This window comes from Roseomonas sp. BN140053, from assembly GCF_047690175.1.
Classification (GTDB): Bacteria; Pseudomonadota; Alphaproteobacteria; order Acetobacterales; family Acetobacteraceae; genus Roseomonas.
This window is the reverse complement of sequence record NZ_JBLLEB010000005.1, coordinates 1-24,756: the sequence shown is the minus strand read 5'-3', so window position 1 is coordinate 24,756 and position 24,756 is coordinate 1. Positions and strand designations below refer to the sequence as shown.

Genomic DNA, 24,756 nt, shown 5'->3' with positions numbered 1-24,756 from the left:
CAGCGCGCGGCCGGCACCACGCCGCAGGTCCGGCCCGGACATGCGCCCGGGGTGCGGCCGCCTCCCCCGAGGCGGCGTGAGGCATCTCCGGCCCCCGCGAAGCACCTTCGGGGTGGCCGCGACACCGTTCCGCCGCTAGGATGGCGCGATCATGCGCCGCCTGACCCTTCTCGCCGTGCCGCTCCTCCTGCTGCCCGCCTTCGCGGCGCAGGCGCAGCTGGACAGCCGCCCGCGCGGGCCGATGACGCCGCAGCAGGGCCCCTCCACCGACCGGCCGCCGCCGGCCGCGCTGCCGGGCCTGGCCAACCGGCCTGCCTCCGAGCCCATCCCCTCCGACACGCCCAGCGCCAACATGCCGCCCAACGCGGCGTTGTTCGACGCCATCAACCGCGGCGACATGGCCGCGGCGCGCGAGGCCATGTCGCGCGGCGCCGACCTGGAAGCCCGCAACGCGCTGGGGCTGGCGCCGGTGGATGCGGCGGTGGACCAGGGCCGCAACGACATCGCCTTCTACCTGCTGTCCGCCCGCGCCGCGTCCCGCACCGTGGGCGAGCCGGAGGACGCATTCGCCCCGCCTCCGCCCGCCCCGCGCAACGCCCGTCAGGCCGGCGGCCGCCCATCGCGCGGCGCCGAGCGCCCGCAGCGCGAAGCGGCGGAGCGCCCGGTGCGCGAAGCCCCCGCCGCGCGCACCCGCGCCACGCGCGAAGCGGCCTCGGCCCCGAACCGCGGGCTGGAACGCGCCTCCTCCGCGGATGGCGGCACGCCGCGACCGGATGCGGGCTTCCTGGGCTTCAACGGCGGCCGCGGCGGCTGAGGCTTTCCGGCTTTTCACCTCGCCTCCCTGTGCCAAGGCGCCTTTCCGGACGTTGAATTCCCGGCCCGGCAGGACGGACTGCGGAAAGGGCCGGTGATGAAGGGCAGTCCCACGAGCCTGTGGATGAGTGCGGCGCATCGCGCCATGGGCTGGTGGCGCGGCCAGGTCATGGCCGAGGCGGGCCGGCAGAAAGGCCGCCTCCTGCGCGTCGCCCTGCCCAAGCTCCCGAAGCGCAAGCCGCGTCGGCCCCTCCAGGGCTGACGGCGCACCGCTCCAGGTGCGTCCCGCGCCGTGCGCCCCTAACGGTCGCCGAAGCGGACGCCGACCACCCGCACGTCGCCGCCGGACCAGCTCACCTCCAGCCCGACTCCGCCCTCGTAGTCCAGCCGAGCGGCGGTAATCCCGTTGCGCTGGGCGGCGCGCAACCGGCCCAGGCCGGGCACCGCCCCGTCGCGCGGGGCGATGTTGGGGCGGGCCCGCAGCCGCAGCCAAGCCGCCACCGCTTCCGGCTCACCCCAGGCCGCCGCCATCTCCGCGGCCATGCCGTTCAGCCAGGATTCCGTCCCGGGCGGGTTGTCGCGCGGGCCGGCCGGCCGCAACTCCGCCGCCGCACTGCGCCGCAACGCCGCCAAGTCGAGATAGGGCATCATCTCCCGGGGGTTGCCGCCGTCCACCACCGGGGCGATGCGGAACGCAATCAGCCAGGGCGACCCCAGCCAGACCGCGGCGCCCGACACCACCAGCAGGGCCAGCAGCACGGAAAACCGGTTCACCCGTGGCCGCGCCGTCCCACGGCCGACCGCATCCTGGCCGGGCAAGCGGATAACAACGGCAGCGGCCGGCACGACCCGCTGCCGCAGGTCGTACTCGTCCCAGACGCCGTCCCAATCATCCGCACCGGCAAACTGCGCCATGACCCTCGACCCCGACCCACCGAGGTTACGTGTAGCTCCCGTTCTGGTTGCGTAGCACGGCCGAAACTTCCCGTCATGAGGGTTAACAAATCCTGAAGCCCGGCCGGACCCGCATGGCCCTCGCCCGGTGCGCAGACCGTCACCCAGTTCCCTAAGGGGAGCTGCCCTCCCGACCCCTCAAGCCGCGCGGGATCAGAGCGCGTGGCGCGCCAGCACCAGTTCCAGCCCGCTCAGCGCATTCCCTAGGGCTTCCACCATGGCACGGGCCTGCACCTCCGGCGGCACGGGGCGCGCGGGCGGCACTGGGCTGGTGCCGACATGGACGGACTGCGCCAGCACCCGGGTGGCCAGCGTGGTTTCCCGCAGCAGCACCGCCGCCAGCGCCGCCCGCGCCTCGCTGCGGCCGAGATCGACGTGGAGCTCGGACAGTTCCACCTCCACGGTGAAGTCGGGGGTGGCGTGGGTGCCCGGCGCGACCACGCCGGCGTAGAGGCCCGAGGCCAGCAGCCAGCGACGCAGCGCGTCCTCCATTGCCTCGGCGGGGGGCGCGGTCCATTCGGCGTAGTATTCCACGCTCTCCGTGCCGTCCGGATTGCGCGAGCGCAGCAGCCGCCCTTCCTGCCCCGGCGCCGCGCGGGCCAGCCGCACCAGCAGCGTCCGCCGGCCGTAGCCCGCCAGCGGCGGCCCCTGCCGGACCGGCAGCAGCGGAAAGCGCTTGGGCTCCACGAAGGGCGTCTGGAAGGCCGAGCAGGCGGCCAGCACCGGCAACAGCAGCACCCCCAGGGCAGCCCGCCGGCCGGCGAGCACCCCCGCCACCCGGCCGGGCACCGGCACCGGCGCGCTCACCGCCGCCGCTCCGTGGCATAGGGCGGCGCCGGCGGCGGCGCGCCCAGGATGGCCTGGGACGGCGCGCGCCGGATCAGGTCGGTGGTGTCGCGCAGGTTGGCGGCGGTGGCACGCAGGTCGCGCAGGATCGGCGCCAGGTCGGCATTCACGTCGTTCACGGCTCCCCGGGTGGCACGGGCGGTCTGGTCGATGGCGCCCACGGTGTTGGGCAGGCGCTGCGCCGTCACCCGCAGCTGTTCCGCCGCGTCGCGCGCGGCGCGCAGCGTGGCGCGCAGCTCCGGCCCGCCGGCCACGCCGCGCAGCTCGGCCACCGCGCCGCGCAGGTCGCGCACCAGCCCCGGCAGGTCCGCCGCCTGGGCGCTGTCGCGCAGCGAGCGCACCAGCGCGGCGCTGTCGCCGATCGCCTGCCGGAGGTCGCCGTCATGGGTCTGCGCCCGCAGGTCGGACAGGATGGCGGCGAGGTCGGCCACGATGGCCTCCACGGGGATGTTCTGCACCCGCGCCAGCAGCGTTTCGGCCGCGTCCTGCACCTGCGCCACGGTGGAGGGGATGGAGGGGATCACCACGTGCTGCGGCTGCCAGGGCGGTGTCTCGGCGGGGAAGCGCTCGGTGTCCACGAAGTCCAGCTCGATATACACCACCCCCGTCAGCCCCTGGCTGGTCAGCCGGGCGCGCAAGCCGGCATCCACCGCGCGCTGCGGGTCGGGGGTGGCGGTGCCGAGACGGGCGGCATCGATGGCGAAGCGCACCACCACCAGCTGGAAGGCGCCCTCGAAGGGCGTGCCCTCCGGCCGGCGATAAGCGGAATTGGCCAGGGTAATCTCCGTGACCCGGCCCAGCGCCACGCCGCGATAGCGGACGGGGGCGCCGACCTCCAGCCCCTGCACGCTCTCGCGCGTGTAGGTTTCGAACACCACGGCGTCGTTGTTCAGCCGGTTGGCGGTGAAGAACAGCACGAAGCCCGCGGCCAGCGCGATCCCGGCCAGGATCAGCAGCCCGACCCGCAGGTAGAGCCTGCGCCCGGAACGCCCGCTGCCGGACATCAGGCGGCCTCCCGCCGGAAGAAGTGCCGCACCGTGTCATTGGGCGGGTGGTCGCGCAGCGCGCGGGGGTCGCCGGCGGCGATGATGCCCTTGGCCGCCTTGTCCAGCATGATGCAGCGGTCGCCGATCGCCAGGATGGATTGCAGCTCGTGCGTCACCACCACGAAGGTGGTGCCGAGGTCGCGGGCGAGGTCGGTGATGAGCTGGTCCAGTCCGGCCGAAGTGATGGGGTCGAGCCCGGCGGAGGGCTCGTCGAGAAACAGCACCGGCGGGTCCAGCGCCATGGCGCGGGCAATCCCCGCCCGCTTGGCCATGCCGCCCGAAATTTCCGCCGGCAGCCGGTCGGCCGCATCGGCCAGCCCCACCAGCCCGAGCTTGAGCCGCGCCACCGCGTCCCGCGCCTCCGGCGGCAGGCGGGTATGGGCTTCCAGCGGCAGCATCACGTTCTCCAGCAGGGTCATGGAGCCGAACAGCGCGCCGGACTGCCACATCACCCCCAGGCGCTGCAGCATGGCGCGCCGCGCGGCGCCCTCGGCCGAGCGCAGCTCCTGCCCGAGAATGGCGATGCGGCCTTCCGTGGGCTCGTGCAGGCCGATCATCAGCTTGAGCAGGGTGGACTTGCCGCAGCCGGAACCGCCCAGGATCACGAAGACCTCGCCCCGCCGCACGGCGAAGGACACATCTTGGAACAGCATGTTCAGGCCGAAGCGCATCGTCAGCCCTTCGACCTGGATCACCTCCGGCGCGTCCGGTCCGGGCTGCGCGACGGGCGCCGGACCCACCGGCGCGCTCGCGGCCCGCGCGCCGGGCGCATCCGCCGCCGCGCCATCCGGCGCCAGGGCATCCCGCGGGGCCACGGCGCTCAGATCCCCAGCCGGTAGAAGATCACGGCGAAGAGCCCGTCCAGCACCACGATGGCCACGATGCCCCCCACCACCGCCGAGGTCGCGGCATCCCCCACCGCGCGCGGGCCGCGCCCGGCGGCCAAGCCGGCGCGGCAGCCGATGCCGGCGATCACCAAACCGAACACCGCCGCCTTGACCAGCCCCTGCCAAAGGTCGCCCAGCCCGACGCCGGACAGCAGCTGCGTCCGCACCAGCACCGCGGGGTAGCCCAGGCTCATCATCACCCCCGTCATGCCCAGCAGCCCCGCCAGGTCCATCAGCAGCGCCATGACCGGCATCGCCAGGGTCGCCGCCAGCAGCCGCGGCAGCACCAGCAGCACCATCGGGTCGATGCCCATGATGCGCAGCGCGTCGATCTCCTCGTTCACCGTCATGGTGCCGAGCTCCGCGGCGAAGGCGGAGCCGGTGCGCCCGGCCAGGATCACCCCGGCCAGCAGCGGCCCCAGCTCCCGCAGCAGGGAAATCCCTACCAGCCGGGGGATGAAGATTTCCGCCCCGAACTGCCGCATCGGCACGGAAGACTGGAAGGCCAGGATCAGCCCGATCAGCACGCCCAGCAGCAGCACCAGCGGAAAGGACCGGGTGCCGACCTCGTCCAGGTGGCGCAGCAGCTCCCCGAAGCGCAGGTCGCGCGGGCGGCGGACGGCGTTGACCAGCGTGGCCGCGGCCTCCCCCAGGAAGCCGATCGCCACCAGCAGCGCCTTCCAGCGCCCCACCCCCCAGGCCCCCAGTGAGGTCACGAAGGGCAGCGGCGGCATGGTCCGCCGCGGCGCCGGCTGGTTCAGCGCCGTGCGGGCACGCTCCAGCACCGCGGCCACCGCCTCGCTGGCACCCTCGATGCGCGGCGGCGCCTCGCCCGCGGCATCGCCACCCGCCCGGCGGTCGCCCCCCTGGGCGGCGCGCAGCAGCAGGGCGGCGCCGGTGGTGTCCAGCGCCGTCAGCCCCGACACGTCCAGCACCCGCGCGCCCTCGGCCTCCCGCAGCGCGTCGCGCCACAGGGGCGCGGCGGTGGCGGTCACCAGGGCGCCGGAAAAGCGCAGCGTGTCCCCGGATTTCTCCAGGGCCGGGGCTTCGGGCGACTCCGTTGTGCGCGCGCTCATCGGGCGGCGGTGTAGCAGCTTCCCCCGGCACTGCCGCCGTCCCCCTCCCCGGGGCGCAGCGCCGCCGCGACATGGCGGGCCGCGGCCAACCCGGTTTCCCAGGCCCCGCCCAGCGTGCCGGCCAAGCTGGGATGGCAGTGCTCGCCGGCGAAGACCAGCCGGCCGCCGAACAGCGGCTCGGCCAGCACCCGGCGCGCCGCGGCCGCACCCGGCCGGGCGTAGCTGTAGGCGCCGCGCGCGAAGGGGTCGCTGCCCCAGCGGCTCACGGCCGCCCCCGTTGCCGACACCGCGCGGCGCGCCCGGCTGCCGAACAGCCCGGTCAGCTCGTCCAGGGCATGCGCCACGGCCGCGCCCTCCCCGGCCCGCTCCAGCTCCCAGGCCAGCTCGCCGCCCGCGAAGCCTTCCAGGTGGTCGCGGCCGAAGGGCCAGGCGATGAACGCCATGCGCCGCTCGCCTTCTTCTACCCGGCGGTCCAGGCCGCAGAAGGGCGGCAGGTCCAGCCGGTCCTCGCCCGCCGCGCGCAGCCCGAGCTTGAGCAGCAACCCCATCGGCAGGCCGCCGATCGCCTCCTGAACGGGGACGGGCAGCGGCGGGTCGAAGCGCAGCCCGCCCGCCGCCAGTACCCCCACGGGCAGGGTGACCACCGCCGCCCGCGCCGACACGCTGCCCCAGGCGCCGCTGGCGCGCACGCCGCCGGCGGCACCCCATTCCAGCTTCTCCACCGGGCAGCCCAGCCGGATCGGCAGCGGCGCCGCCAGGGCCGCCAGCAGCGTGCCGCAGCCGGCCTCGGGCAGCAGGTTGGGCGGGTCGAGCTGGTTGCTCAGGAAATCCGCCACCCCGATCCGGTGCAGCTCCGTCGCCGCGATGGTGGGGCCTTCCCAGGCGGCGATGCTGGCGTCCCAGTACCCGCCGCGCGGCGCCACCGCCGCCACCGGCCGGTCGGGCTCGGCCGGCGCATCCCGCACCGCCGCCAGCCAGCGGTCATAGGCGGCGTCGAACGCCGCTTCTTCCGCCGGGCCGGCCCAGCGATCCCCGACCCGTAGCCGGTGGGCGCGGTGCTCATCGTGGTTCAGCAGCCGGAAGCCCGCTTCCCGTGCCAGCGGCACCAGCGGGTTGCTGTTCGCCTGATGCAGCCAGGTGGCGCCGAGGTCGAAGGGCGCGCCCAGGGTGGCGTTGTCCGTGGCCGCCCGGCCGCCGGCGCGACCGCGTGCTTCCAGCACGAGGCAGGACAGGCCGCGCGCCGCGGCCTCGCGCGCCGCGGCGATGCCGGCGGCACCGGCACCGAGGATCAGGAGGTCGGGTGGGGAAGACATGCGCCCCTTCAGGTGGCGTCGCGTCGCGCCGGTGTCAGCACCCCGCTCGCCGCGGGTCCCGGGACCCGGCACGGCCCGCCCCAGGGACCGGGCACCGCAGGGCTCTGCACCAGGCCGCGGCGCCGATCGCCTCCACCGCCGGTCCGGTCCGCCGCATCACCGCCCGCCCCGTTACGCCGTCGCGTCGTGCAGCCGCGGCGGCCCCATGCGGAACCAGGCACGCGCGATCCGGCCATCCTCCACCTCGTAGATGGCCACCACATCCACCTCCCCCGGCCCTTCCGGGAAGTTCCGCGTCACGGTTTCCTCGTCCACCACGAGGTTGCCCAGCGTGATGCGGTTGCGCAGGCGGCCGAACAGGTCCGGCTCGCGGAAGCGTTCCTCGTGGCGCGCACGCACCGCCGCCGCGCCCTCGGCCAGCAGGCGCGAGGGGAACTCGTAGTACCGGCAATCCTCAGCCCACCACCGCATGAAGCCATCGATGTCGCGGGCGTTGTAGGCGTCGAGCTGCCCTTGCACGGCAAGGGCGGCCCCGGTGATGGCGTTCATGGCTGTTCCGTTTCTCCGAATAAAAAACCCCCGCGACGGGTGTCGCGGGGGCTGGAAACCGTACCTGTTGGGGGCTGGGCTCAGGCGGCGGGAAAACCCGCCGCCCCCTGGCGTCGCGACCCGACGAGCACGGCGCAGCCGCCGCGGTTCTCGCGGCGTCGGCGTCGTTCGGCGGGGTTGCGGGCGGGGCGCATGCGGCGTCGAGCTTCGCGGGCCGCCGCCCCGCCCGTCAAGCGCCGCTTTCCGCTTCCCTCGGCACCGCGAAGCGCGACACCATCCCGCCGCTCCCGTGAGCGGAACCGGCCGGCGCGCAGGCCCCGGTTCCGCGCCCGGGTGCGCCGCGCCACCGCCCAGGACCCCCGGAGCCCATGCAGCGACGCCCCTTTCTCGCCGGCACCGCCGGCCTCGCCCTTGCCGGGCTGGCCCGCCCGGCCCTGTCCCAGACCAACGCCCGCGTGCTGCGCTTCGTGCCGCAGGCCGACCTGTCGATCCTGGACCCGCTGAACACCACCGCCTACCCGACGCGCAACCACGGCCACCTGTGCTGGGACACGCTGTACGGCGTGGATACCGAGTTCCGTCCGCAGCCGCAGCTCGCCGAAGGCCACACGGTGGAGGATGACGGCCGGCGCTGGACCTTCACCCTGCGCGACGGCCCCACCTTCCACGATGGCGAGAAGATCCGCGCCGCCGACGCCGTGGCCTCGGTCAAGCGCTGGATGCTGCGCGACACGCACGGGCAAACCCTGGCGGCGCGGCTGGCCGAGATCCGCGCGGTCGACGACCGCCGCTTCGAGCTGCGCCTCAACCGCCCTTTCGGCCCGATGCTGGACGCGCTGGGCAAGGCCTCCTCCTACCCGTGCTTCATCATGCCGGAGCGCTTCGCCAGCACCGATCCCGCCCGCGCCTTCACCGAGGTCGTGGGCTCCGGCCCTTATCGCTTCGTCGCCGACGAGCGCGTGTCCGGCAGCCTGGCGGTGTATCGCCGCTTCGAGAACTACCGGCCGACGCCGGTGGGCACGCCCTCCCTGACCGCCGGCCCCAAGCTGGCGCATTTCGAGCGCATGGAATGGCGCACCATCCCCGACCCCGGCACCGCCGCGGCCGCGCTGCAGAACGGCGAGGTCGACTGGTACGAGAACGTCGCCCCCGACCTGTCCCCGCTGCTGCGCCGGGCGCGCGACGTGGTGATGGACCGCCCCGACCTCGGCGGCACGGTGGCGATGCTGCGGCCCAACCACCTGCAGCCGCCCTTCGACGACCCCGCCGTGCGCCGCGCCGTGCTGCCCGCCCTGTCGCAGGCGGATTTCATGGCCTCGATCATGGGCGACGACCGCTCGCTCTGGCAGGACGGCATCGGCTGCTTCACCCCGGGCAGCCCGATGGCCAGCGATGCCGGCATGGCGGCGCTGACCGGGCCGCGCTCGCTCGACGCCGCCCGGCGGGCGCTGGCCGCCACCGGCAAGGCGGGCGCCAAGGTGTCCGTGCTGCACCCGCTGGACGTGCCCAACAACAACAACCTCACCGCCGTGGCCACCGACCTGCTGCGCAAGGTCGGCTTTGCCGCGGAAAGCGCCACCTCCGACTGGGCGACGCTGTTGCAGCGCCGCGCCAACAAGGGGCCGCTGGACCAGGGCGGCTGGAGCGCGGTGGTGGTGCTGTTCGGCGGCATGGACCTCGGCAATCCCGCCGGGCACCCGCTGCTGCGCGCCAATGGCGACGCCGCCTGGTTCGGCTGGCCCAGCTCGCCCCGTCTCGAATCCCTGCGCGAGGAATGGTTCGAAGCGCCCGATCTGGATGCCCAGAAGCGCCTGGGGCGCGAGATCCAGGAACAGTTCTTCCAGGACCTGCCCTTCTGGCCGCTGGGCCAGTACCTGGTGGACACGGCCTATCGCCGCGGACTGACCGGGGTGCGGCGCGGCATGACCCTGCCGCTCAACGTCCGGCGGGAGTGAAGCGGCGCACCCGGCCGCCGGCTCGCTGCAAGGTTCCGGCGGGCCGACACCCGGGCCCGCGTCGCGGACGATCGACAACCGGCCGGCCCGCGCGGGCGCTCCTCGTTGGCCCTCCCCGGAGCGAGCGCAGCCGGCCGAGGTTTATCCCCGATGCTGCCGCTACGCCTCGCCGAGCCCAGCTCCGGCCCGCCCCATCCGCCCATCCGGCATCGGGCAGCAGGGCCGTCCCGGGTCGAACCTCACCGAAATCTTTGTCCGGCCGGAGTGTTGTAGGAGGCGAAGACCTTCGGATTGACGGGGTTCTCGGGGGTGGAAGCCGCATCCGTCACGAAGCGCCACTTATCGCCCTCGGCGTGATGTCGTCCGCCAACGTGGCGGGATGCGCTGACGAGAACGTTGCCCGAGCTGTTGGACACCGTGTTGGTTTCATCGGCTCGCGCGGTCACGTCCACCGTGAGGTCGCCGCAGATGCGGGCGAGCTTGTATGCGAAGGACGTGCGGGGATCGACCGTGAAGTCGCCGGGCCTGTTCGATGATCCCGCGATGGGAAGCGCTCCGCGGTTGCCGCCGCCGTAGCACATGTGGAGGCTGACGCGCTGCACGCGCGTCGTCTTGTATCCCGAAGCCGTCAGCCATTTCTTCACCTCGGCATACAGCTGCTCGGGCGTGAAGCTTCGTCCACCCTGCGTCGCCGTGGCGATGAAGGTGGAAGCCTCATTGCCGTGGCCGAGTATGATGAGGCGCGACGTCGCCTGCCGGTACTCGAGAGGCAGGGCGGTGATCTGCGTGTAGGCGAAGATCCGGCTCTTCGCCAGGTCGAAGTCGAAGGCGTTCTCCGTGTCCCCCGCCGCCACGCGCTTCCTTTGCAGCGTGTTCGCGGTTCCCCAAAGGTCATCCGCCAGATAGACGATTGCCTGGCTGTCGTACCTCATCTTCTTCGGCGGCTGGGTCATGGCCTCGCCCTCATCATCTCGGAGTGGAACCTGAATCGGGCCTGGATCGGCCAGGGAAGCTCCGCATCCCCGACGTATCCGGACGGGTGTGTGCCGGGTCATCCGGCGGCCTGCAGGGCGGGCCGGAATGCCGTCGGCCGAACAGCCGCTGCGCATTGCAGCAGAGCGGCAGGTCTTCTTCCACGCGGGCGTGTGGCTGTTTCTGGAAGTTCCTGGACAATCCACGCTTTTCCTGCGCTCCATCCTGCTCCGAAGCGGACAGGGCAAGAGGACCCGCGGCGTGGCCACGGATTTCGACCGGAAGCTGCGCATGGCCGCGGCAGCCCTCGGCTGCACCTCCCGCAAGGAGTTCTGCGCCCGCTTCCGGCAGGTGAACCGGAACACCGCCTGCGACGTCGATCGGCTCAACAAATGGGTGCAGGGCCGCTCGGTGCCGCGGGCCGCGTCGGTGTTCACGGATCTGGGCGCGGTGATCGGCACGGTGAGGCCCGGCGCCTGGATCGCCGATTGCAGCCTCGGCGACTTCGCTGCCGAACTCGCCGCCTGCACGGGGGTCGACGTGGCGCAACCTGCCCCGTCGGACGTCGCCCTGTCCCGCAACAACGCCCAGGCCGCCGGCCTGCTCGGCGGCGTCGCGACGCTGGCCGGCGCCTTCGCGGCCTATTCCCCGGCCTGGTCACCGCATTTCCGCGGCCGCCTGATCCGCGGTTCCCTCCACCTGGAAGCGCGCCGGAACCGCAGCCTCATCGCGACCTATGCCGAAACCCTGGTCGGCCGGACGTTGCGCCTGTCAGGCGAGGTGCAGTTCAACGGCCGCTCGGTGCACGTCACGGTGCGGGAACCCGGAGGCGACATGTCGCTGTTCTTCAGCCTGCAGCTGCCCGGCCCACCGGCGAGCATCATCAGCGGCATCATGTCGGGCGTCGCCTTCGTGGCGCATGAATCCCTGCCCTCCGCCTGCCGCATCGCCTTTGTTCGCGTGCCCGAAACCCCACGGCTCGACGGCAGCAACCGCTACCTGGAGCCGGTGCCCGGCGCGGTGGCGGCAGACCTGGCCGATCTCGGCGCGAGCCCCGTGGAAGCCGGCCGCTTCGATGCCCTGCTGCGCGACTTCCTCGGCGCCAGCCCGGTGCAGGTGACGACGCAGCACCAGGCCAGCTTCGCGGGCCTGCTGGACCGCCAGTACCTGGACGCGGCCAGCTAGGCCCCGCCAGCCAAGCCCGCCCTCGCCCGGGCCGGGACCGGCCGCCCCGAGCCCGCGCACGCTCCCCGGACCCGCCGCGGCGATCAGCCCGGCACCACCCGTCAGCCGCCCCGGGCCTGCCAGAAGAACATCTTGTCCGGATGCGCGGTGCCGCGCACCGGGTCCTCCTGCGCCACCATGATGGCGCCGTCGAACAGGTCCCAGTGGTCCCCGCTGGTGCGGGTCACCACGCCGAAGGTGCGCGCCTTGAGAATCTTGTCCCCGGCGGTCGGATAGCAGTTCTCGATGTAGAGCACGCCGCGGCGGCCATGCACCTGCGGCCAGATGTCGCGGCCCACGCCTTCCACGTCCGCCGGGCCGAAGGCGCGCTGCACGATCGGCAGCAGGTCGGAGGCGCGGGCAAAGAACAGGTCGGGGTAGTCGGTGCCGGACGGGCCGCCGGCGATGCGTGACGCCCGCTTCAGGTCCTCCTCCTTGCCGGGGATGTCCATCAGCGTCGCGTTACCCTCCGCCTTGGCGGGCGTCAGTTGCAGCGTGTAGCCCATGCAAACGGCGCAGCGGTTGGTTTCGGCCCCCAGGACCTGTTTCGCCCAGGGGCGCACCCGCGTGAAACGCTCCGCCATGCGGTCGTAGGTGAACGGAATGCTCATTCATACTCCTCGTGGTGCGTCCGGTTCGATGCCACCGCGAAAACTAGATTTGGTTTCGCAATAAATCCAGCGCCCGGCCCGCCCGCCACCGGGGCCGCGGAACAAGGGACGCCCCCCGTTCCGCCACCACGCAGCTTCGGCGCGGGGGCGGCGTTCGTTGCGCCAGTACGATCCCCGTTCCGGAGTTCCCCATGCCAGGCAGCCACCGTTCCCTGCTTTCCCAGGGGCTGCTCGCCCTGTCCCTGCTCGCCCCGGCGCTGCTGGCGCCGGTACCGCCGGCCGCTGCCCAGCCCGCCCCCGACACGCTGGCCGCCGTGCGCGCCCGCGGCACCCTGGCCTGCGGCGTCAGCACCGGTGCGGCGGGCCTGAGCGCGGCCGATAGCCAGGGCAACTGGCGCGGCATCGACACCGATTTCTGCCGGGCCGTGGCCGCGGCGGTGCTGGGCGACCCGAACAAGGTCCGCTTCGTGCCCACCACCACGCAGAACCGCTTCACCGCGCTGCAATCGGGCGAGGTCGACCTGCTCAGCCGCGGCACCACCTGGAGCCTGAGCCGCGACACCGGCATTGGCCTGGCCTTCACCGGCGTGACGCTGCAGGACGGCCAGGGCTTCATGGTCCGCCGCGACGCCAACCTGTCCTCCGCCAAGCAGATCGACGGCGCCACCGTGTGCCTGCAGCCCGGCTCCACCACCGAGCTGAACCTGAGCGACTGGGCCCGCGCCAACAACGTCCGCTTCACCCCCGTGGTGATCGAGAGCTTCGCCGAAGCCCAGGGGGCCTTCTTTGCCGGCCGCTGCGACGTCTACACCACCGACCTGTCCGGCCTGGCCGGCATCCGCGCCGGGCTGGGCGACCGCGCGAACGACTACGTGCTGCTGCCCGAGGTGATCTCGCGCGAGCCGCTGGGCCCCATCGTGCGCAAGGGCGACTGGCGCTGGTTCGACATCGTGCGCTGGACCGGCAACGCCCTGGTGGCCGCCGAGGAGCTGGGCGTCACCGCCGCCAATGCCGAGAGCCGCCGCGGGGACCCCAACCCCGAGGTGCAGCGCCTGCTCGGCACCTCCGGCGAGTTCGGCCGCGCGATGGAGCTGGACAATGCCTGGGCGCTGAACGCCGTCCGCGCGGTGGGCAACTACGGCGAGATGTGGGAACGCTCTCAGGCCCCCCTGGGCGTGCAGCGCGGCCCGAACCGGCTGGTGGCGCAGGGCGGGATGATGTGGTCGCCGCCCTTCCGCTGATCCCGGCTTGGCGGGGTTGGGAGCCCCCGCTCCGCCGGCAGCGGCCGGAAACTGAAGCGGGCAACTGAAGCGGGCAACTGAAGCCGGGAACTGCGGTCGGGAGCTGCGGCTCGCCTTTGCCTGGTGCCGCCCGACCGATGCCGCCGCGGCGGGCCTTCCCCCGCAGATCAATACGGCGGCGGCATTAGGCTTCCCGCAATCCCCGCCTGCGATGGTGGGGGCGGGCCGCGCCGCGGCTCCACCGTCCCCAGAGCCGAAGCACGGAACACCCCGACCCATGTCGCTGACCCGCCTCACGCGCCGCATCCTGCCCGCCGCGGCCGCGCTGCTGCTCTCCGCCACCGGCCTCGCCACCGCCGGGCAGCAGGATTTCGCCCTGAGCAACCGCTCCGGCTACCGTATCGCCACCGTGGAGGTGAGCCCCTCCTCCAGCCGCAACTGGGGCCCGGACATCCTCGGCCAGGACGTGCTGGACAACGGCCGGACGCTGAACGTCTCCTTTCCCAACAACACCAGCGCCTGCGCCTTCGACCTGCGCGTGACCTTCAGCGACGGCGATCAGGGCACGCTGAGCAACGTGGACCTGTGCAGCGTTTCGGCGATCAGCGTCGCCTGGCGCAACAACCGCGCCGAATTCACCACGCGCTGACGCCGCGGCAGTCCCCCGGCCCGTCCCAGCCCGACCGGGGCGGGCTGCCGGCCACGGCCGGCGCCCGCGGGCCCAGCCGCCGGGCCCGGGGGCGGGTGGCCCCTGGCGTTGCGGCGTGGTTCGGCCTACCCAACTGGCAACCTCGTGGGGGACACCCACCTAGGGGGACCACGACGGGTACGGGCTGCGGGATCGGGCATGGCGGGGCAAGGCGAGGCGGATCGACACAACCAATCCGGCCGGGACATCCAGGGTGGCGGGCAGAGCAGCGGCATCCCCGCCCGCGGCGAACATGACGGCGGCAGCTATTCGCCCCTCGGCGCGCCTGGGCTGCGGCACTGGCAGGAAGCCACCATCAGCCAACCGGGACTCGACGATCGCGGCGGCATCTTCTTCGCCGCGATCGAGATGACCCGCATGCCGATGATCCTCACCGACCCCAACCTGCCCGACAACCCGATCGTCTTCGCCAACCGCGCCTTCCAGGACCTCACCGGCTACGAGACGGAGGATCTGGCCGGCCGCAACTGCCGCTTCCTTCAGGGCAGCCAGACCGACCGCGCCAAGGTGGCCGAGCTGCGCGACGCCATCGCCGAACGCCGCGCCGTGTCGGTGGAGCTGCTGAACTACAAGCGCGACGGCACGCCCTTCTGGAACGGCGTCTACATCGCCCCCGTGCACGACCAGTCCGGCAAGCTGATCTACTTCTTCGCCTCGCAGCTCGACGTCACGCGCCGCCGCACCTCCGAACAGGCGTTCCGGCAGGCGCAGAAGATGGAATCCATCGGCCAGCTCACCGCCGGGCTGGCGCATGACTTCAACAACCTGCTGCAGGTGGTGTCCGGCAACCTGGAAGTGCTGCGGGGCAAGCTCGCGGATGACCGCCTGCTGCGCTATCTCGGCAATGCCGCGGCGGCGGCCGAGCGCGGCGCCAAGCTGACGCGCCAGCTACTGGCCTTCGCGCGCAAGACCCGGCTGGAACCCCGGGTCGTCGACCTGAACGCGCTGATCCACGAATTCGGCGAGATGCTGGAAAGCACCGCCGGCAGCCAGGTCGCGCTGCAGGTCAACCTGCGCCGCCGCCTGCCCGCCATCCAGGTCGACCCCGTGCACCTGGAAATGTCGCTGCTCAACGTGCTGATCAACGCGCGCGACGCCATGACCAGGGGCGGCAACATCACCGTGTCCACCGGCACGGCGGTGCTGGAACCCGGCCTGCTGCCCGGCGGCCGCTACGTTTCCCTGTCCGTGACCGACGACGGCGAGGGCATGCCGCCGCACGTGCTGGAACGCGCCACCGAGCCCTTCTTCACCACCAAGCCCACCGGCAAGGGCACCGGCCTCGGCCTCGCGATGGCGCAGGGCTTCGTGCAGCAGTCGCTCGGCCGGCTGGAGATCGAGAGCGAGCCCGGCCGCGGCACCACGGTGCGCATGCTGTTCCCGGCCGTGGACGGCGCCGAGGCGCCGAACCACGCCAGCGCCTCCCAGCCCGCCGAGGGCCGGGAGGGAGAGCCGCGCGGCAGGGCGGAAACCATCCTGGTGGTGGAAGACAATGACGACGTGCTGGCCATCACGCGCGAGCACCTGGAAACCCTGGGCTACCGCGTGCTCACCGCCACCGGCGGCAGCGAGGCGCTGGAGGTGCTGGAAAGCCGCGGCGAACAGGGCATCGACCTGCTCTTCACCGACCTGGTGATGCCCGGCGGCATGAACGGCCTGGTGCTGGCCGAGGCGGTGCGCCAGCGCCTGCCGGGCGTGCCGATCCTGCTCACCACCGGCTACAACGAGGAGCTGGTGGCCGAAGGGCCGCGCACCCCGGCCATGGACGTGCTGGGCAAGCCCTATCGCCGCGCCGAACTGGCCGACCGGGTGCGCGCCGCGCTGGACGGCAAGCCCGGCCGCACCCCGCCCGACCCGCGGGGCTTCCCGGCCGTGCAGGGGCCGCGGCACGAAGGCTGAACGCCGCCCACCGGCGCCGCCCGTCGCGAACAGGCCGCCGGCGCGGGAGGGCCAGCAGCCGTCCGGGAGCCACGGGCAGGCCGAGGGTGCAAGACGGCCCGCCGCCCCGTCCGGAATCAGTCCAGCGTGGCGCCGGAGGCTTCCACCAGCCCCTGCCAGACCCCTTCCTGCGCCCGCATGTAGTCGCCGAAGGCGGCCGGGGTCTCGTCCCAGACGGGGGCGAAGCCCAGCGGCTCCAGCCGGCCGCGGAATTCGGCCGACTGCGCCACGCCCAGCACGGCGCGGTGCAGGATGGCGACGCGGTCGGCCGGCGTGCCGGCGGGCACCGTGACCCCGTACCAGGACTGCGCGTCGATGCCGGATTGCGGCAGCAGCTCGCGCATCCCGGGCACCTCGCGCAGTTCCGGCACGAAGGACACGCGCTCGGCCGAGCCGACGGCCAGGGCGCGGAAGGTGCCTTCCCGCACCTGCGGCAGCAACGCCGGGATCACGTCGAACATCATGTCGATGTTGCCCGCCACCAGGTCCTGGATCGCCGGCCCGCCGCCGCGATAGGGCACGTGGGTGATGTCGATCCCGGCGGCGCGGTTCATCGCCGCGAGCGTCAGGTGGGACACCGTGCCGGTGCCGGAGGATCCCATGGTGATCTGCCCCGGGCCGCGCTTGGCCGCCGCCACCAGCTCGGCGAAGTTCTGCCAGGGCCGGCGGGCATTCACCACCAGCAGCACCGTGCCCGAGCACACCCGCGACACGGGCGCGAGGTCGCGGATCGGGTCGAAGGGCATGGAACGGCGGTACAGGAACTTGTTGGCCGCCAGGATGGTGGCGGCGCCCAGCAGCAGCGTGTGCCCGTCCTTCTCGGCCTTGGCGACGGCATCCGCGCCCAGGTTGCCGCCGGCGCCGCCGCGGTTCTCCACCACCACGGTCTGGTTCAGCGTGGCCCCCAGCTTCTCGGCCAGCAGCCGGCCGGTGATGTCCACCGCGCCGCCGGGGGCATAGGGCACCACCAGCCGCAGCGTGCGGGAGGGAAAGGCGTCCTGCGCGCGAACAGGCAGGGCGGCGGGCAGGCCCAGCGTGGCGATGGCGGCCCCGGCCAGGCTGCGGCGGCGGATCGGCATGGGTGTTGCGGTCCCGAACAGCGTGTGCGCGCCATGTTCGGCCTGCGGCGGCCGCCGGCAAGGCCCGGGGTGGGGCTGCGCCGGGCTTTTCGCCGCTGCTCGCGACATCGCGCACGGTGCGGTGCTGGCGCCCCTGCCCGTCCCCGGCGCCGGGCCCGCGCGGCGCCTCGACCGCTGGCCGACTTGCCGGCGCCTCAGCCCCGCCGGCCCAGCGCGTGGATCAGCACCGCCGCCGCCACGGACACGTTCAGGCTCTCCACCCGCCCCGATCCCGGCAGCGTCACCCGCGCGGCGCAGCTCCCGGCGGTGGCGGCGCCCAGCCCCTGCTCCTCGTTGCCCAGCACCAGCGCGATCGGGCGGTCGCGCGGCAGGGCTTCGGGCGCCACCCCGCCGGTGGCCACGGCGGCCACGGTCAGCACCGCATCCCCGATACCGCGCAGCGCCGCCGGCAGGTCGGCCGCGGTGTAGAGGCTCAGCGCTTCCAGCCCGCCCTCCGCGGTGCGGAAGGCGGCCTCGCCCAGTCCGGCCTGCCGCGGATCGCCCGACAGCACCATGCCGATGCAGCCGAAGAACGCCGCCGAGCGCGCGATGGCGCCGAGGTTGTGCGGGTTGCCCACCCCGTCCAGCACCGGCAGCACGGGGGCGGCGCGCAGGGCGGCCGGCAACGGCACCGGCAGCGGCGGCAGCCGGCGCTGCGCGGCGATCGCCACGATGCCGCCGTGGTGCGGCGTGCCCGCGATGCGCGCCAGCTCCGCCGTCTCGACCTCCCGGTAGGGGCGGCGCAGGCGGGCCAGGGTGGCGCAGATCGCCCCCGCCTCGGGGCGCAGGGCGGGGGTGTAGAACAGGCGCTGGATGTCGCCGGGGCGGCGGGCAAAGGCCGCCAGCACCGCGGCCCGGCCGCAGATGCGGTCGGGTTCAGGCGGGCGCGGCGGGAAGGGCCGCGGGCCCGGCGGGAAGCGGTTCGGGGGGCGCTGGCTGGGCGGTTGCAGGGGAAGCGGTCTCCGGCTCGGGTGCGCCGACGAAGCGCAGGTTCTGGTCCCGCAGCCGGGCGCCCGCCTCGTCGTAGAGGAAGGGCAGAAAGGCGTAGCGGCGGCCGCGGGTCACGGGCAGCGCCTCGTGCAGCAGCGAGCAGGAGAACACAACCGCCCCGCCGGTGGGCGCGCGATAGGTGCGCCGGCCGAACTCGGGGAAGCGCAGCTCGCCGCCCTCGAACTCCTCCGTGTTCAGGTTCACCGTCACTGCGAAGCGGCGATGCGCCGTGCCGCGCGTGGTGTTGTCGCGATGCGCCCGGAAGAAGCCGCCCGTGCCGCCATCGTAGCAGGCCACCAGGAAGCGCTCGATCCGCGTGGCCTGGAACTGGAAGGCCTGGTGGATGGCGGGCAGCAGCCGCCGCGCGATCCGCTCGCGCAGCATCTCCAGCACCGCCGGGTCGGAGACGAGGTGGTCGGAGCGCCGCTTGAAGCCGGGGTCGGAGGCCGCGACGGTGCGACCGTCCACCTCCCGCATGAAGCCCGAGGCTTCGCCGCCCGCGGCATCGTACAGGCCGATCAGTCGGCGGCAGAATTCCGGCTCCAGAACGCGCGGCAGCACCAGCACGGGGGCCGGCACCTCGTCGGGCCCGGCATGCTCGGGTGCCGGGGGCAGCGTGCCCAGCCGCGCCAGCAGCTGCGGCGCCGCCGCGAAGGGGCCGCTTTCCAGCACGCGATGGAAGGGGTCGAGCAGGATGGCCGCGCCCGCTTCCGGGTCGCCGCCGCAGGCGGCCAGCGCGGCGCCGTCGGGGTCGGCCAGCACGCGGATGCCGGGCAGGCTGTCGCGCCAGCGCGTGCCCAGCCCCTCGGCCCGCGGCACCACCAGGAAGAACAGCGCGTCCTCGTCGTCCAGCCGCCGGCGCACCGCGGCCAGGGCGGCCTCCGCGGCGGCGGTAGCCTCGCGCGGCAGCGCGTCCTGGCGCGGCAGGAACAGCAGCAGCGTCCAGCGCCCGGCGACGCTGGCCACCATGTAGCGCGGGTTCCGCGTCCCGGGCAGGGCGAGGTGGGGAAGCGGCTCCCCGAAACCGATCAGGGCCATGCGCGCAGGCTAGACCAGAACCGCCCCGCGCAAAATTCCTCCCGGCGCGCTCGCCGCCCGCTTGCAGCCCACGCCGGACGCGGCGCCGCGCGCCCCCCTCCGTGCCCCCTCGGCACGGCGCCTCCGCCTCAGCCGGCCGGGCCGCCCGCGGGCGGCGTCGCGGCCAGCCGGCGCAGCGCGTCCAGCGTGGCCTCCGGCACCTCCAGCCCCGCGGCGGCGGCCCGCTCCTCGGCCTCGCGGCGGCGGCTGCCGGGCAGGCGCACGCCCTCGTCGGCCAGCATCGCCGCCACCAGCGCCTCCACCCGGTCCAGGAACACCGCCTGCCCCGCCAGGGCGCCGGGATCCACCGCCAGGATCGCCTGGCCGAGCCGGGGCTGGTTGCCCTCCGCCACGAAGAAGCTTTCCGCCTCGAAGCCGAAGGCGGCGCCGGTCAGCGCGACGCAGAGCAGCTCCACCACCACCGCCAGCAGCGCGCCCTTGGTGCCGCCGGCCGCCAGCATCGCCCCCGTCAGCGCCGCCTTCGCATCCGTGGTGGGCCGCCCTTCCGCGTCCAGCGCCCAGCCTTCCGGGATGGGCGTGCCGGCCTGCGCCGCCTGCTGGATGCGGCCGCGCGCCACCTCGCTCAGCGCCAGGTCGATCACCAGCGGCGGCGCGTCCCGGCGGGGGAAAGCGGCGGCCACGGGGTTGGTGCCGAGCAGCGGCCGGCGCCCGCCCGGCACGGGCATGGCGGCGGGGGAATTGGTGAAGGCCAGCGCCACCAGCCCGGCCCCTGCCAGCCGCGCCACCGGCAGCCCCATCGCGCCGGCATGGTGGCTGTTGGTCACGCCCACGAAGGCCACGCCGTTGCCCCGGGCGCGGCGGGCCGCCTCCGCCTCGGCCAGTTCCAGCGCGGGATAGGCGAGGCCATTGCCGGCATCCACCAGCGCCGCGCCGCCGCGTTCCCGCACCACCGCCGGCACCGCGCTGCCCGCCGCCCGGCCGCCCCGCAGGAAGCCGCAATACATCGCCACCCGTGACAGGCCATGGCCGCCCTGCCCCGCGGCCTCGCCGGCCACCAGGGCGCGGGCGGTGGCCTCGGCCATGAAGGCTTGGGCACCGGCGTGGCGGAGCGCGGCGGCCGCGAGGTCGCGGGCCGCGTCGAGCGAAAGGGTCGGCATGACGCCCAGGGGGCGCCGCGGCGGCCGGGGCGTCAAGCCGCGGCGCCCCCGCGGCGACGGCCTGCCCGGCGGCACCGTTCCACCCCCGCGGCCCGCCGGCCCCGCCCCTTCAAGCCCGCCCTTCCGCGTGCCAGAAGCGACACCCTTTGCGCGCAGGAGTTCGTGGATGGCCGGCGTTTACTGGCACAACGGCGAATGGTTCTCCGAGGAACCCAAGGTGCTCGGCCCGATGGACCATGCCTTCTGGCTCGGCTCCATCGTGTTCGACGGCGCCCGCGGAATCCGCGGCACCGTGCCCGACCTGGACCTGCACTGCGCCCGCGTGGTGCAGAGCGCGCGCAACATGCTGATGCAGCCCACCCTGACCGCCGAGCGGATCGAGGAGCTCTGCCGCGAAGGCGTGCGCCGCATGGGTCCGGAGGCGGAGCTCTACATACGCCCGATGTTCTTCGTGCGCCGCGGCCTGGGCGCCGCGCAGCCCGAACCCGGCAGCACCGAGTTCATCCTGGCCGTCTACGACAGCCCGCTGCCGCCGCCGAACGGCTTTTCCGCCTGCCTCGTGCCCTTCCGCCGTCCGGCGCCCGACCAGGCGCCCACCGACGCCAAGGCCTCCGCCCTGTATCCCAACTCCGCCCGCGCCGCCGCCTGGGCCGGCCAGCACGGCTTCAACAACGCGGTGATCTGCGACCCCGACGGCAACGTGGCGGAATTCGCCACCGCCAACATGATGCTGGTCAAGGACGGGGTGGTGATGACGCCCGCCGCCAACGGCACCTTCCTGGCCGGCATCACCCGCACGCGCATCATCACCCTGCTGCGCGAGGCCGGGCGCGAGGTGCGCGAATGCACCGTGACCCCCGACATGCTGCGCAGCGCCGACGAGATCTTCGCCACCGGCAACTACGCCAAGGTGCAGCCCTGCACCCGCTTCGAGGAGCGCGACCTGCAGCCCGGCCCGGTGGCGGCGCAGGCACGCGAACTCTATTTCGCCTTTGCCGAGACCGCGCGCATCCTGCCCAAGGCCGGCTGAGGCCGCGGGCCCGGCCGCCATCCCGGCGCGCCGGCCGGGATAATGGCCGCCCCGGTGCCGCCCGGCCCGGCCGGCCATCGCCCCGGCGGAGCAGGACGCCGCCCCGCCCGGCACCCCGCCGGCGCCGCTTCGCCCGGAAGCGGCGAGAAACACCGCAGCAAGAGAACCGCAACGGTTCCCCACGGAGACTGTCCGACATGATCATCCCCTTCCGCCGCCGCGCCGTCCTGGCCGGCGCCCTCGCCCTTCCCGGCCTCGCCACCCCCGCCGTGCTGCGGGCGCAGGGCGCCGACACCTGGCCGCGCCGGCCGATCCGCATCGTGGTGCCCTACGCCCCCGGCGGCGCCACGGATTCCTCCGTGCGCGCCATCAGCGACAAGCTGGGCGCCGCGCTGGGCCAGAACCTGGTGATCGAGAACCGCTCCGGCGGCAGCGGCACGGTGGGCGGCAGCGCCGCGGCGCTCTCCGCGCCCGACGGCTACACCTTCCTGATGGAAGGCATCCCCGCCACGCTGAACCCCTTCATCCTGCGTAACACCGCCTTCGACTACCGCACCGCCTTCACCCCCGTGACCCAGGTGACGCGGCTGCCGCTGGTGCTGGCGGTGAAGAACGACCTGCCCGCGCGAAACGTCGCAGAATTCGTGGCGATGGCGAAAGAGAAGCCGGACACGCTGAGCTGCGGCCATGCCGGCAACGGCACCGGCGCGCATCTCGCGGGCGTGCTGCTGCAGGGCGGCGCCGGCATCAGCCTGGTGCCCGCCCCTTATCGCGGCGGCGCCGACGCGGCGCGCGACCTGGCCGCCGGCAGCCTGGACAGCGGCACCCTGTCGCTGCTCAACGTCGCCCCCCTGGCCGAGGGCGGGCGCGTGCGGCTGCTGGCGGTCTTCTCGCCGCAGCGCACGCCGCTGAAGCCCGACCTGCCCACGATCGGCGAGAGCGGCGTGCCCGGCGTGGTGCTGACGGACTGGATGGGCCTTTTCGCCGTGACCGGTACCCCGCCGGCGATCATCGACAAGCTGCAGAGCGCCGTGGCGGCCGTGCTGCGCGAACCGGATGTGCGGCAGCGCCTGGCCCAGCTCGGCGGCGAGGGCGTGGGCAGCACCCCGGCGGAATTTGCCGCCTTCGTGGCGCAGGGCCGCACCGAGGGCGAGCGCCTGGTGCGCGAGGGCAAGATCGAGATGATCTGAGGCCCGCCGCGGTGGCGTGCCGGCCTGCTGGCAGGCGCGCCGCCGCGGTGCTGCCGCTCCGCACGCGGCGCGGTCAGTCCGTCCCGTCCGGCAGCGCCGCGAACCATTCGGCATAGGGCGTGTTGCGCGCCATGTGCCGGTTGAAGTCGGGGGCGCCGTCCGTCCACCAGACCGGCCCGCGCTCGCCCAGCGCGTGCTTCGCCGCATCCACCCGCGCCCGCGCCGCTTCCCGCGCCGCCTCGTCGCCGCGCCGCATCGCCTCGCCCTTGCTGCGCCGTGCCGCCATCAGCTCGCGCGTCAGCGCGGCGCGCTCTCCCGGTTCCAGCGCGGGATCGGCGCAGCGCCACAGGCGGCCGCGCACGGCGAAGTACCGCCCGTCCGGCGTCACGGGGTAGGGCGGGGCCGCTGCGGCCGCGGTGGCCCGTGCCCCATCGGCCGATGCCGCCGGGCGGCCCGGCGCCGGAGGGCTGCGCCGCCGCGCCGCGCTCATTCCGCCGCGGCGGGATGGGCGGCGGGGGTGGCCCAGCGTTCCGGGTGCAGCTCCTCCTGCCGGTCGGGAAAGAACAGGGCGCAGAGCAGCGTCACCCCGCCCACCGCGGCCAGCACGATCATCGCCACGGCCTGGCTGCCCGTGGATTCGTGCAGGAAGCCCACCAGCGGCGAGGCCAGCGCCGCGCCCAGGAAGCCCACAAAGAAGCGCACGGAATACATCTTCGCCCGCAGCGCCGGGGCGATGTAGCGGGCGGTCATGGTCTCGTTCACCGTGACCTGGCCGAAGATGGCGGCGGCTGCCAGCCCGGCCACCGGCAGCACGATCCAGCCGTCCAGGAAGCTCAGCGCCACCAGCGCCGGCACCAGCGCCAGCGCCATCGGCAGGAAAGCGCGGCGCAGCGTGGTGCGGTCGATCAGCCGCCCCACCGAGAACTGCGTCAGCCCCCCGCACAGCGTCGCCGCGAAGGCCAGCACCCCCACCACCGGCAGCAGCCCCGGCGAGGCCGCGAGCCGTTCCTGCATCAGCTTGGGCAGCAGCAGCGTGAAGGCGTTGAACACCAGCCCCGAGGCCGCGGCCATCAGCAGCAGCGACACCACCGCGCGCCGCACCACCGGGGTGGGAATAACCGGAAACGGCTTGGCCCGGCGGGCCGCAGCGTGATGGTCGAACACCGGCTCGCGCAGGTACAGCGCGCCGATCGCCAGGACCAGCACGGCCGGCATCCAGAAGGCCCAGCGCCAGCCGGCCTGCGTCACCAGAAAGGCCGTCAGCACCGGCGCCAGCGCCACGCCCAGGTTGCCGAAGACGCCGTTGTTGCCCACCGCGCGGCCGACCCGCTCGCCCGCCGCTTCCACCAGCATGGCCGTGCCGACGGGGTGGTAGATGGCGTTGAAGGCCCCCACCACCGCCAGCGCCGCCGCCAGCGTCCAGGGCCCCGGCGCCGCGCCGGCCAGGACCAGGCCGCCACCGACGCCGACGAAAAAGGCGCCCATCAGCGCCCGCCGCCCGAAGCGCGCCTGCAACCAGCCCATCGGCAGGGAGCCCACGCCGTAGAGCACGAACATCGCCGTGCCCAGCGCCAGCACGGGGCCGTAGCCCTCGCCGAAGCGGCCCGGCTCCTGCGCCACCATGCCCAGCACGGCGGTGGCCAGGATCAGCAGCACGTAGTGGCAGCACAGGTGGGCGGCATTGACGAACCAGACCTGCCGGTCCGCGGCGTCGGTGGGCATTCGGCGTCTCCTCGGCCGCGAGCCTAGACGCTGCCGCGGATCCGCCAAAGGCGCTTGTTCCCCGGACACCGCGGGAAACGCGGCACCGGGCGGAAGCGGCACCCCGTACCGCCGCGTCGCGCGCCGCCACGCCCCGGCAGCATCGCGCAGGCCCGGCAGCCTTGTCCCCGCCGCCGCACACCGTCTAGAGGCTGTTGTGGACCTGCTCCAGGTTGAGGAGGTTCTTGAGCATGAGGCAGGCGAAGGCGACGAGGTGCAGGCCCGCGAGGGTTTCGGGGAGGCGCTCGTAGTCACGGACGAGGCGGCGAAAGCGGGTGGCCCAGGCGAAGGAACGCTCGACCACCCAGCGGCGGGGCAGGAGCACGAAGCCGCGCTTG

General features: G+C 74.0%; 25 protein-coding genes. 9 read left to right on the top strand and 16 right to left on the bottom strand.

What is annotated here, in order from left to right:
- Positions 1-151: 151 nt before the first annotated feature.
- On the top strand, positions 152-814 hold the full coding sequence (locus ACLIBK_RS06870; protein WP_415386495.1) for a hypothetical protein: 663 nt from the start codon (positions 152-154) through the stop codon (positions 812-814).
- Between the two features lie 96 nt (positions 815-910).
- On the top strand, positions 911-1,075 hold the full coding sequence (locus tag ACLIBK_RS06865; RefSeq protein ID WP_415386494.1) for a hypothetical protein: 165 nt from the start codon (positions 911-913) through the stop codon (positions 1,073-1,075).
- Between the two features lie 38 nt (positions 1,076-1,113).
- Here ACLIBK_RS06865 and ACLIBK_RS06860 read toward each other — a convergent pair whose 3' ends face one another.
- The 7 genes from ACLIBK_RS06860 to ACLIBK_RS06830 all read right to left on the bottom strand — a co-directional run bounded on the left by ACLIBK_RS06860 (position 1,114) and on the right by ACLIBK_RS06830 (position 7,484).
- On the bottom strand, positions 1,114-1,728 hold the full coding sequence (locus ACLIBK_RS06860; protein WP_415386493.1) for a hypothetical protein: 615 nt from the start codon (positions 1,726-1,728) through the stop codon (positions 1,114-1,116).
- Positions 1,729-1,920: 192 nt separating this feature from the next.
- Positions 1,921-2,574 carry a hypothetical protein gene (locus ACLIBK_RS06855; RefSeq protein WP_415386492.1) on the bottom strand — a complete coding sequence of 218 codons (654 nt, stop codon included), beginning with the start codon at positions 2,572-2,574 and terminating at the stop codon, positions 1,921-1,923.
- Positions 2,571-3,617, bottom strand: coding sequence for an MlaD family protein (locus tag ACLIBK_RS06850; RefSeq protein ID WP_415386491.1), 1,047 nt, complete (start codon positions 3,615-3,617; stop codon positions 2,571-2,573). The genes ACLIBK_RS06855 and ACLIBK_RS06850 overlap by 4 nt, the downstream gene beginning before the upstream one ends.
- A complete protein-coding gene (locus tag ACLIBK_RS06845) occupies positions 3,617-4,330 on the bottom strand; it encodes an ABC transporter ATP-binding protein (RefSeq protein ID WP_415386711.1) in 714 nt (237 codons plus the stop codon). Before ACLIBK_RS06845 ends, ACLIBK_RS06850 begins: the two co-directional genes overlap by 1 nt.
- A gap of 149 nt (positions 4,331-4,479) precedes the next feature.
- Complete coding sequence (locus ACLIBK_RS06840; protein WP_415386490.1) at positions 4,480-5,622, bottom strand: ABC transporter permease; 1,143 nt, start codon at positions 5,620-5,622, stop codon at positions 4,480-4,482.
- The gene (locus ACLIBK_RS06835; protein ID WP_415386489.1) at positions 5,619-6,935 is read right to left on the bottom strand and encodes a flavin monoamine oxidase family protein; all 1,317 of its coding nucleotides are present in this window, start codon (positions 6,933-6,935) and stop codon (positions 5,619-5,621) included. Before ACLIBK_RS06835 ends, ACLIBK_RS06840 begins: the two co-directional genes overlap by 4 nt.
- Positions 6,936-7,106: 171 nt before the next feature.
- Positions 7,107-7,484 (bottom strand): nuclear transport factor 2 family protein, encoded by a 378-nt coding sequence (locus ACLIBK_RS06830; protein WP_415386488.1) that lies wholly within the window; start codon positions 7,482-7,484, stop codon positions 7,107-7,109.
- Between the two features lie 368 nt (positions 7,485-7,852).
- On the opposite strand from ACLIBK_RS06830, the gene ACLIBK_RS06825 reads away from it, so the two are divergent.
- Positions 7,853-9,439 carry an ABC transporter substrate-binding protein gene (locus ACLIBK_RS06825; RefSeq protein WP_415386487.1) on the top strand — a complete coding sequence of 529 codons (1,587 nt, stop codon included), beginning with the start codon at positions 7,853-7,855 and terminating at the stop codon, positions 9,437-9,439.
- Positions 9,440-9,678: 239 nt separating this feature from the next.
- Here ACLIBK_RS06825 and ACLIBK_RS06820 read toward each other — a convergent pair whose 3' ends face one another.
- Complete coding sequence (locus ACLIBK_RS06820; protein ID WP_415386486.1) at positions 9,679-10,392, bottom strand: hypothetical protein; 714 nt, start codon at positions 10,390-10,392, stop codon at positions 9,679-9,681.
- Positions 10,393-10,519: 127 nt separating this feature from the next.
- On the opposite strand from ACLIBK_RS06820, the gene ACLIBK_RS06815 reads away from it, so the two are divergent.
- Complete coding sequence (locus tag ACLIBK_RS06815) at positions 10,520-11,596, top strand: hypothetical protein (protein ID WP_415386485.1); 1,077 nt, start codon at positions 10,520-10,522, stop codon at positions 11,594-11,596.
- A 101-nt stretch (positions 11,597-11,697) separates the two neighbouring features.
- On the opposite strand, the gene ACLIBK_RS06810 is transcribed toward ACLIBK_RS06815, so the two are convergent.
- The gene (locus ACLIBK_RS06810) at positions 11,698-12,246 is read right to left on the bottom strand and encodes a hypothetical protein (RefSeq protein WP_415386484.1); all 549 of its coding nucleotides are present in this window, start codon (positions 12,244-12,246) and stop codon (positions 11,698-11,700) included.
- A 191-nt stretch (positions 12,247-12,437) separates the two neighbouring features.
- Here ACLIBK_RS06810 and ACLIBK_RS06805 point away from each other — a divergent pair, with 191 nt between their 5' ends.
- The 3 genes from ACLIBK_RS06805 (at position 12,438) to ACLIBK_RS06795 (ending at position 16,095) form a co-directional block, all read left to right on the top strand.
- Positions 12,438-13,487 carry an amino acid ABC transporter substrate-binding protein gene (locus ACLIBK_RS06805; protein ID WP_415386483.1) on the top strand — a complete coding sequence of 350 codons (1,050 nt, stop codon included), beginning with the start codon at positions 12,438-12,440 and terminating at the stop codon, positions 13,485-13,487.
- A gap of 277 nt (positions 13,488-13,764) precedes the next feature.
- A complete protein-coding gene (locus ACLIBK_RS06800) occupies positions 13,765-14,136 on the top strand; it encodes a hypothetical protein (protein ID WP_415386482.1) in 372 nt (123 codons plus the stop codon).
- A gap of 198 nt (positions 14,137-14,334) precedes the next feature.
- Positions 14,335-16,095: a histidine kinase famiy protein gene (locus ACLIBK_RS06795; protein ID WP_415386481.1), complete on the top strand. Its 1,761-nt coding sequence runs from the start codon at positions 14,335-14,337 to the stop codon at positions 16,093-16,095.
- Between the two features lie 116 nt (positions 16,096-16,211).
- Here ACLIBK_RS06795 and ACLIBK_RS06790 read toward each other — a convergent pair whose 3' ends face one another.
- The 4 genes from ACLIBK_RS06790 to ACLIBK_RS06775 all read right to left on the bottom strand — a co-directional run bounded on the left by ACLIBK_RS06790 (position 16,212) and on the right by ACLIBK_RS06775 (position 20,437).
- The gene (locus tag ACLIBK_RS06790) at positions 16,212-17,213 is read right to left on the bottom strand and encodes a Bug family tripartite tricarboxylate transporter substrate binding protein (protein WP_415386480.1); all 1,002 of its coding nucleotides are present in this window, start codon (positions 17,211-17,213) and stop codon (positions 16,212-16,214) included.
- Between the two features lie 194 nt (positions 17,214-17,407).
- Entirely contained in the window at positions 17,408-18,118 is a 711-nt protein-coding gene (locus ACLIBK_RS06785) for a TrmH family RNA methyltransferase (protein WP_415386710.1), read from the bottom strand.
- A gap of 10 nt (positions 18,119-18,128) precedes the next feature.
- Positions 18,129-19,280: a 2OG-Fe(II) oxygenase family protein gene (locus tag ACLIBK_RS06780; protein ID WP_415386479.1), complete on the bottom strand. Its 1,152-nt coding sequence runs from the start codon at positions 19,278-19,280 to the stop codon at positions 18,129-18,131.
- 128 nt (positions 19,281-19,408) lie between these two features.
- Positions 19,409-20,437, bottom strand: coding sequence for an Ldh family oxidoreductase (locus ACLIBK_RS06775; protein WP_415386478.1), 1,029 nt, complete (start codon positions 20,435-20,437; stop codon positions 19,409-19,411).
- 166 nt (positions 20,438-20,603) lie between these two features.
- Between ACLIBK_RS06775 and ACLIBK_RS06770 the strand changes: the two genes are divergently transcribed.
- Complete coding sequence (locus ACLIBK_RS06770; protein ID WP_415386477.1) at positions 20,604-21,467, top strand: branched-chain amino acid aminotransferase; 864 nt, start codon at positions 20,604-20,606, stop codon at positions 21,465-21,467.
- A gap of 197 nt (positions 21,468-21,664) precedes the next feature.
- The gene (locus ACLIBK_RS06765; RefSeq protein ID WP_415386476.1) at positions 21,665-22,657 is read left to right on the top strand and encodes a Bug family tripartite tricarboxylate transporter substrate binding protein; all 993 of its coding nucleotides are present in this window, start codon (positions 21,665-21,667) and stop codon (positions 22,655-22,657) included.
- A 73-nt stretch (positions 22,658-22,730) separates the two neighbouring features.
- Here the strand turns inward: ACLIBK_RS06765 and ACLIBK_RS06760 are convergent, their stop codons facing one another.
- From ACLIBK_RS06760 to ACLIBK_RS06750, 3 genes are all read right to left on the bottom strand, one after another.
- A complete protein-coding gene (locus ACLIBK_RS06760) occupies positions 22,731-23,045 on the bottom strand; it encodes a hypothetical protein (RefSeq protein ID WP_415386475.1) in 315 nt (104 codons plus the stop codon).
- A gap of 98 nt (positions 23,046-23,143) precedes the next feature.
- The gene (locus tag ACLIBK_RS06755; RefSeq protein ID WP_415386474.1) at positions 23,144-24,379 is read right to left on the bottom strand and encodes an MFS transporter; all 1,236 of its coding nucleotides are present in this window, start codon (positions 24,377-24,379) and stop codon (positions 23,144-23,146) included.
- A gap of 184 nt (positions 24,380-24,563) precedes the next feature.
- A partial coding sequence (locus ACLIBK_RS06750; protein ID WP_415386473.1) for a transposase occupies positions 24,564-24,756 on the bottom strand: 193 nt, incomplete at its 5' end.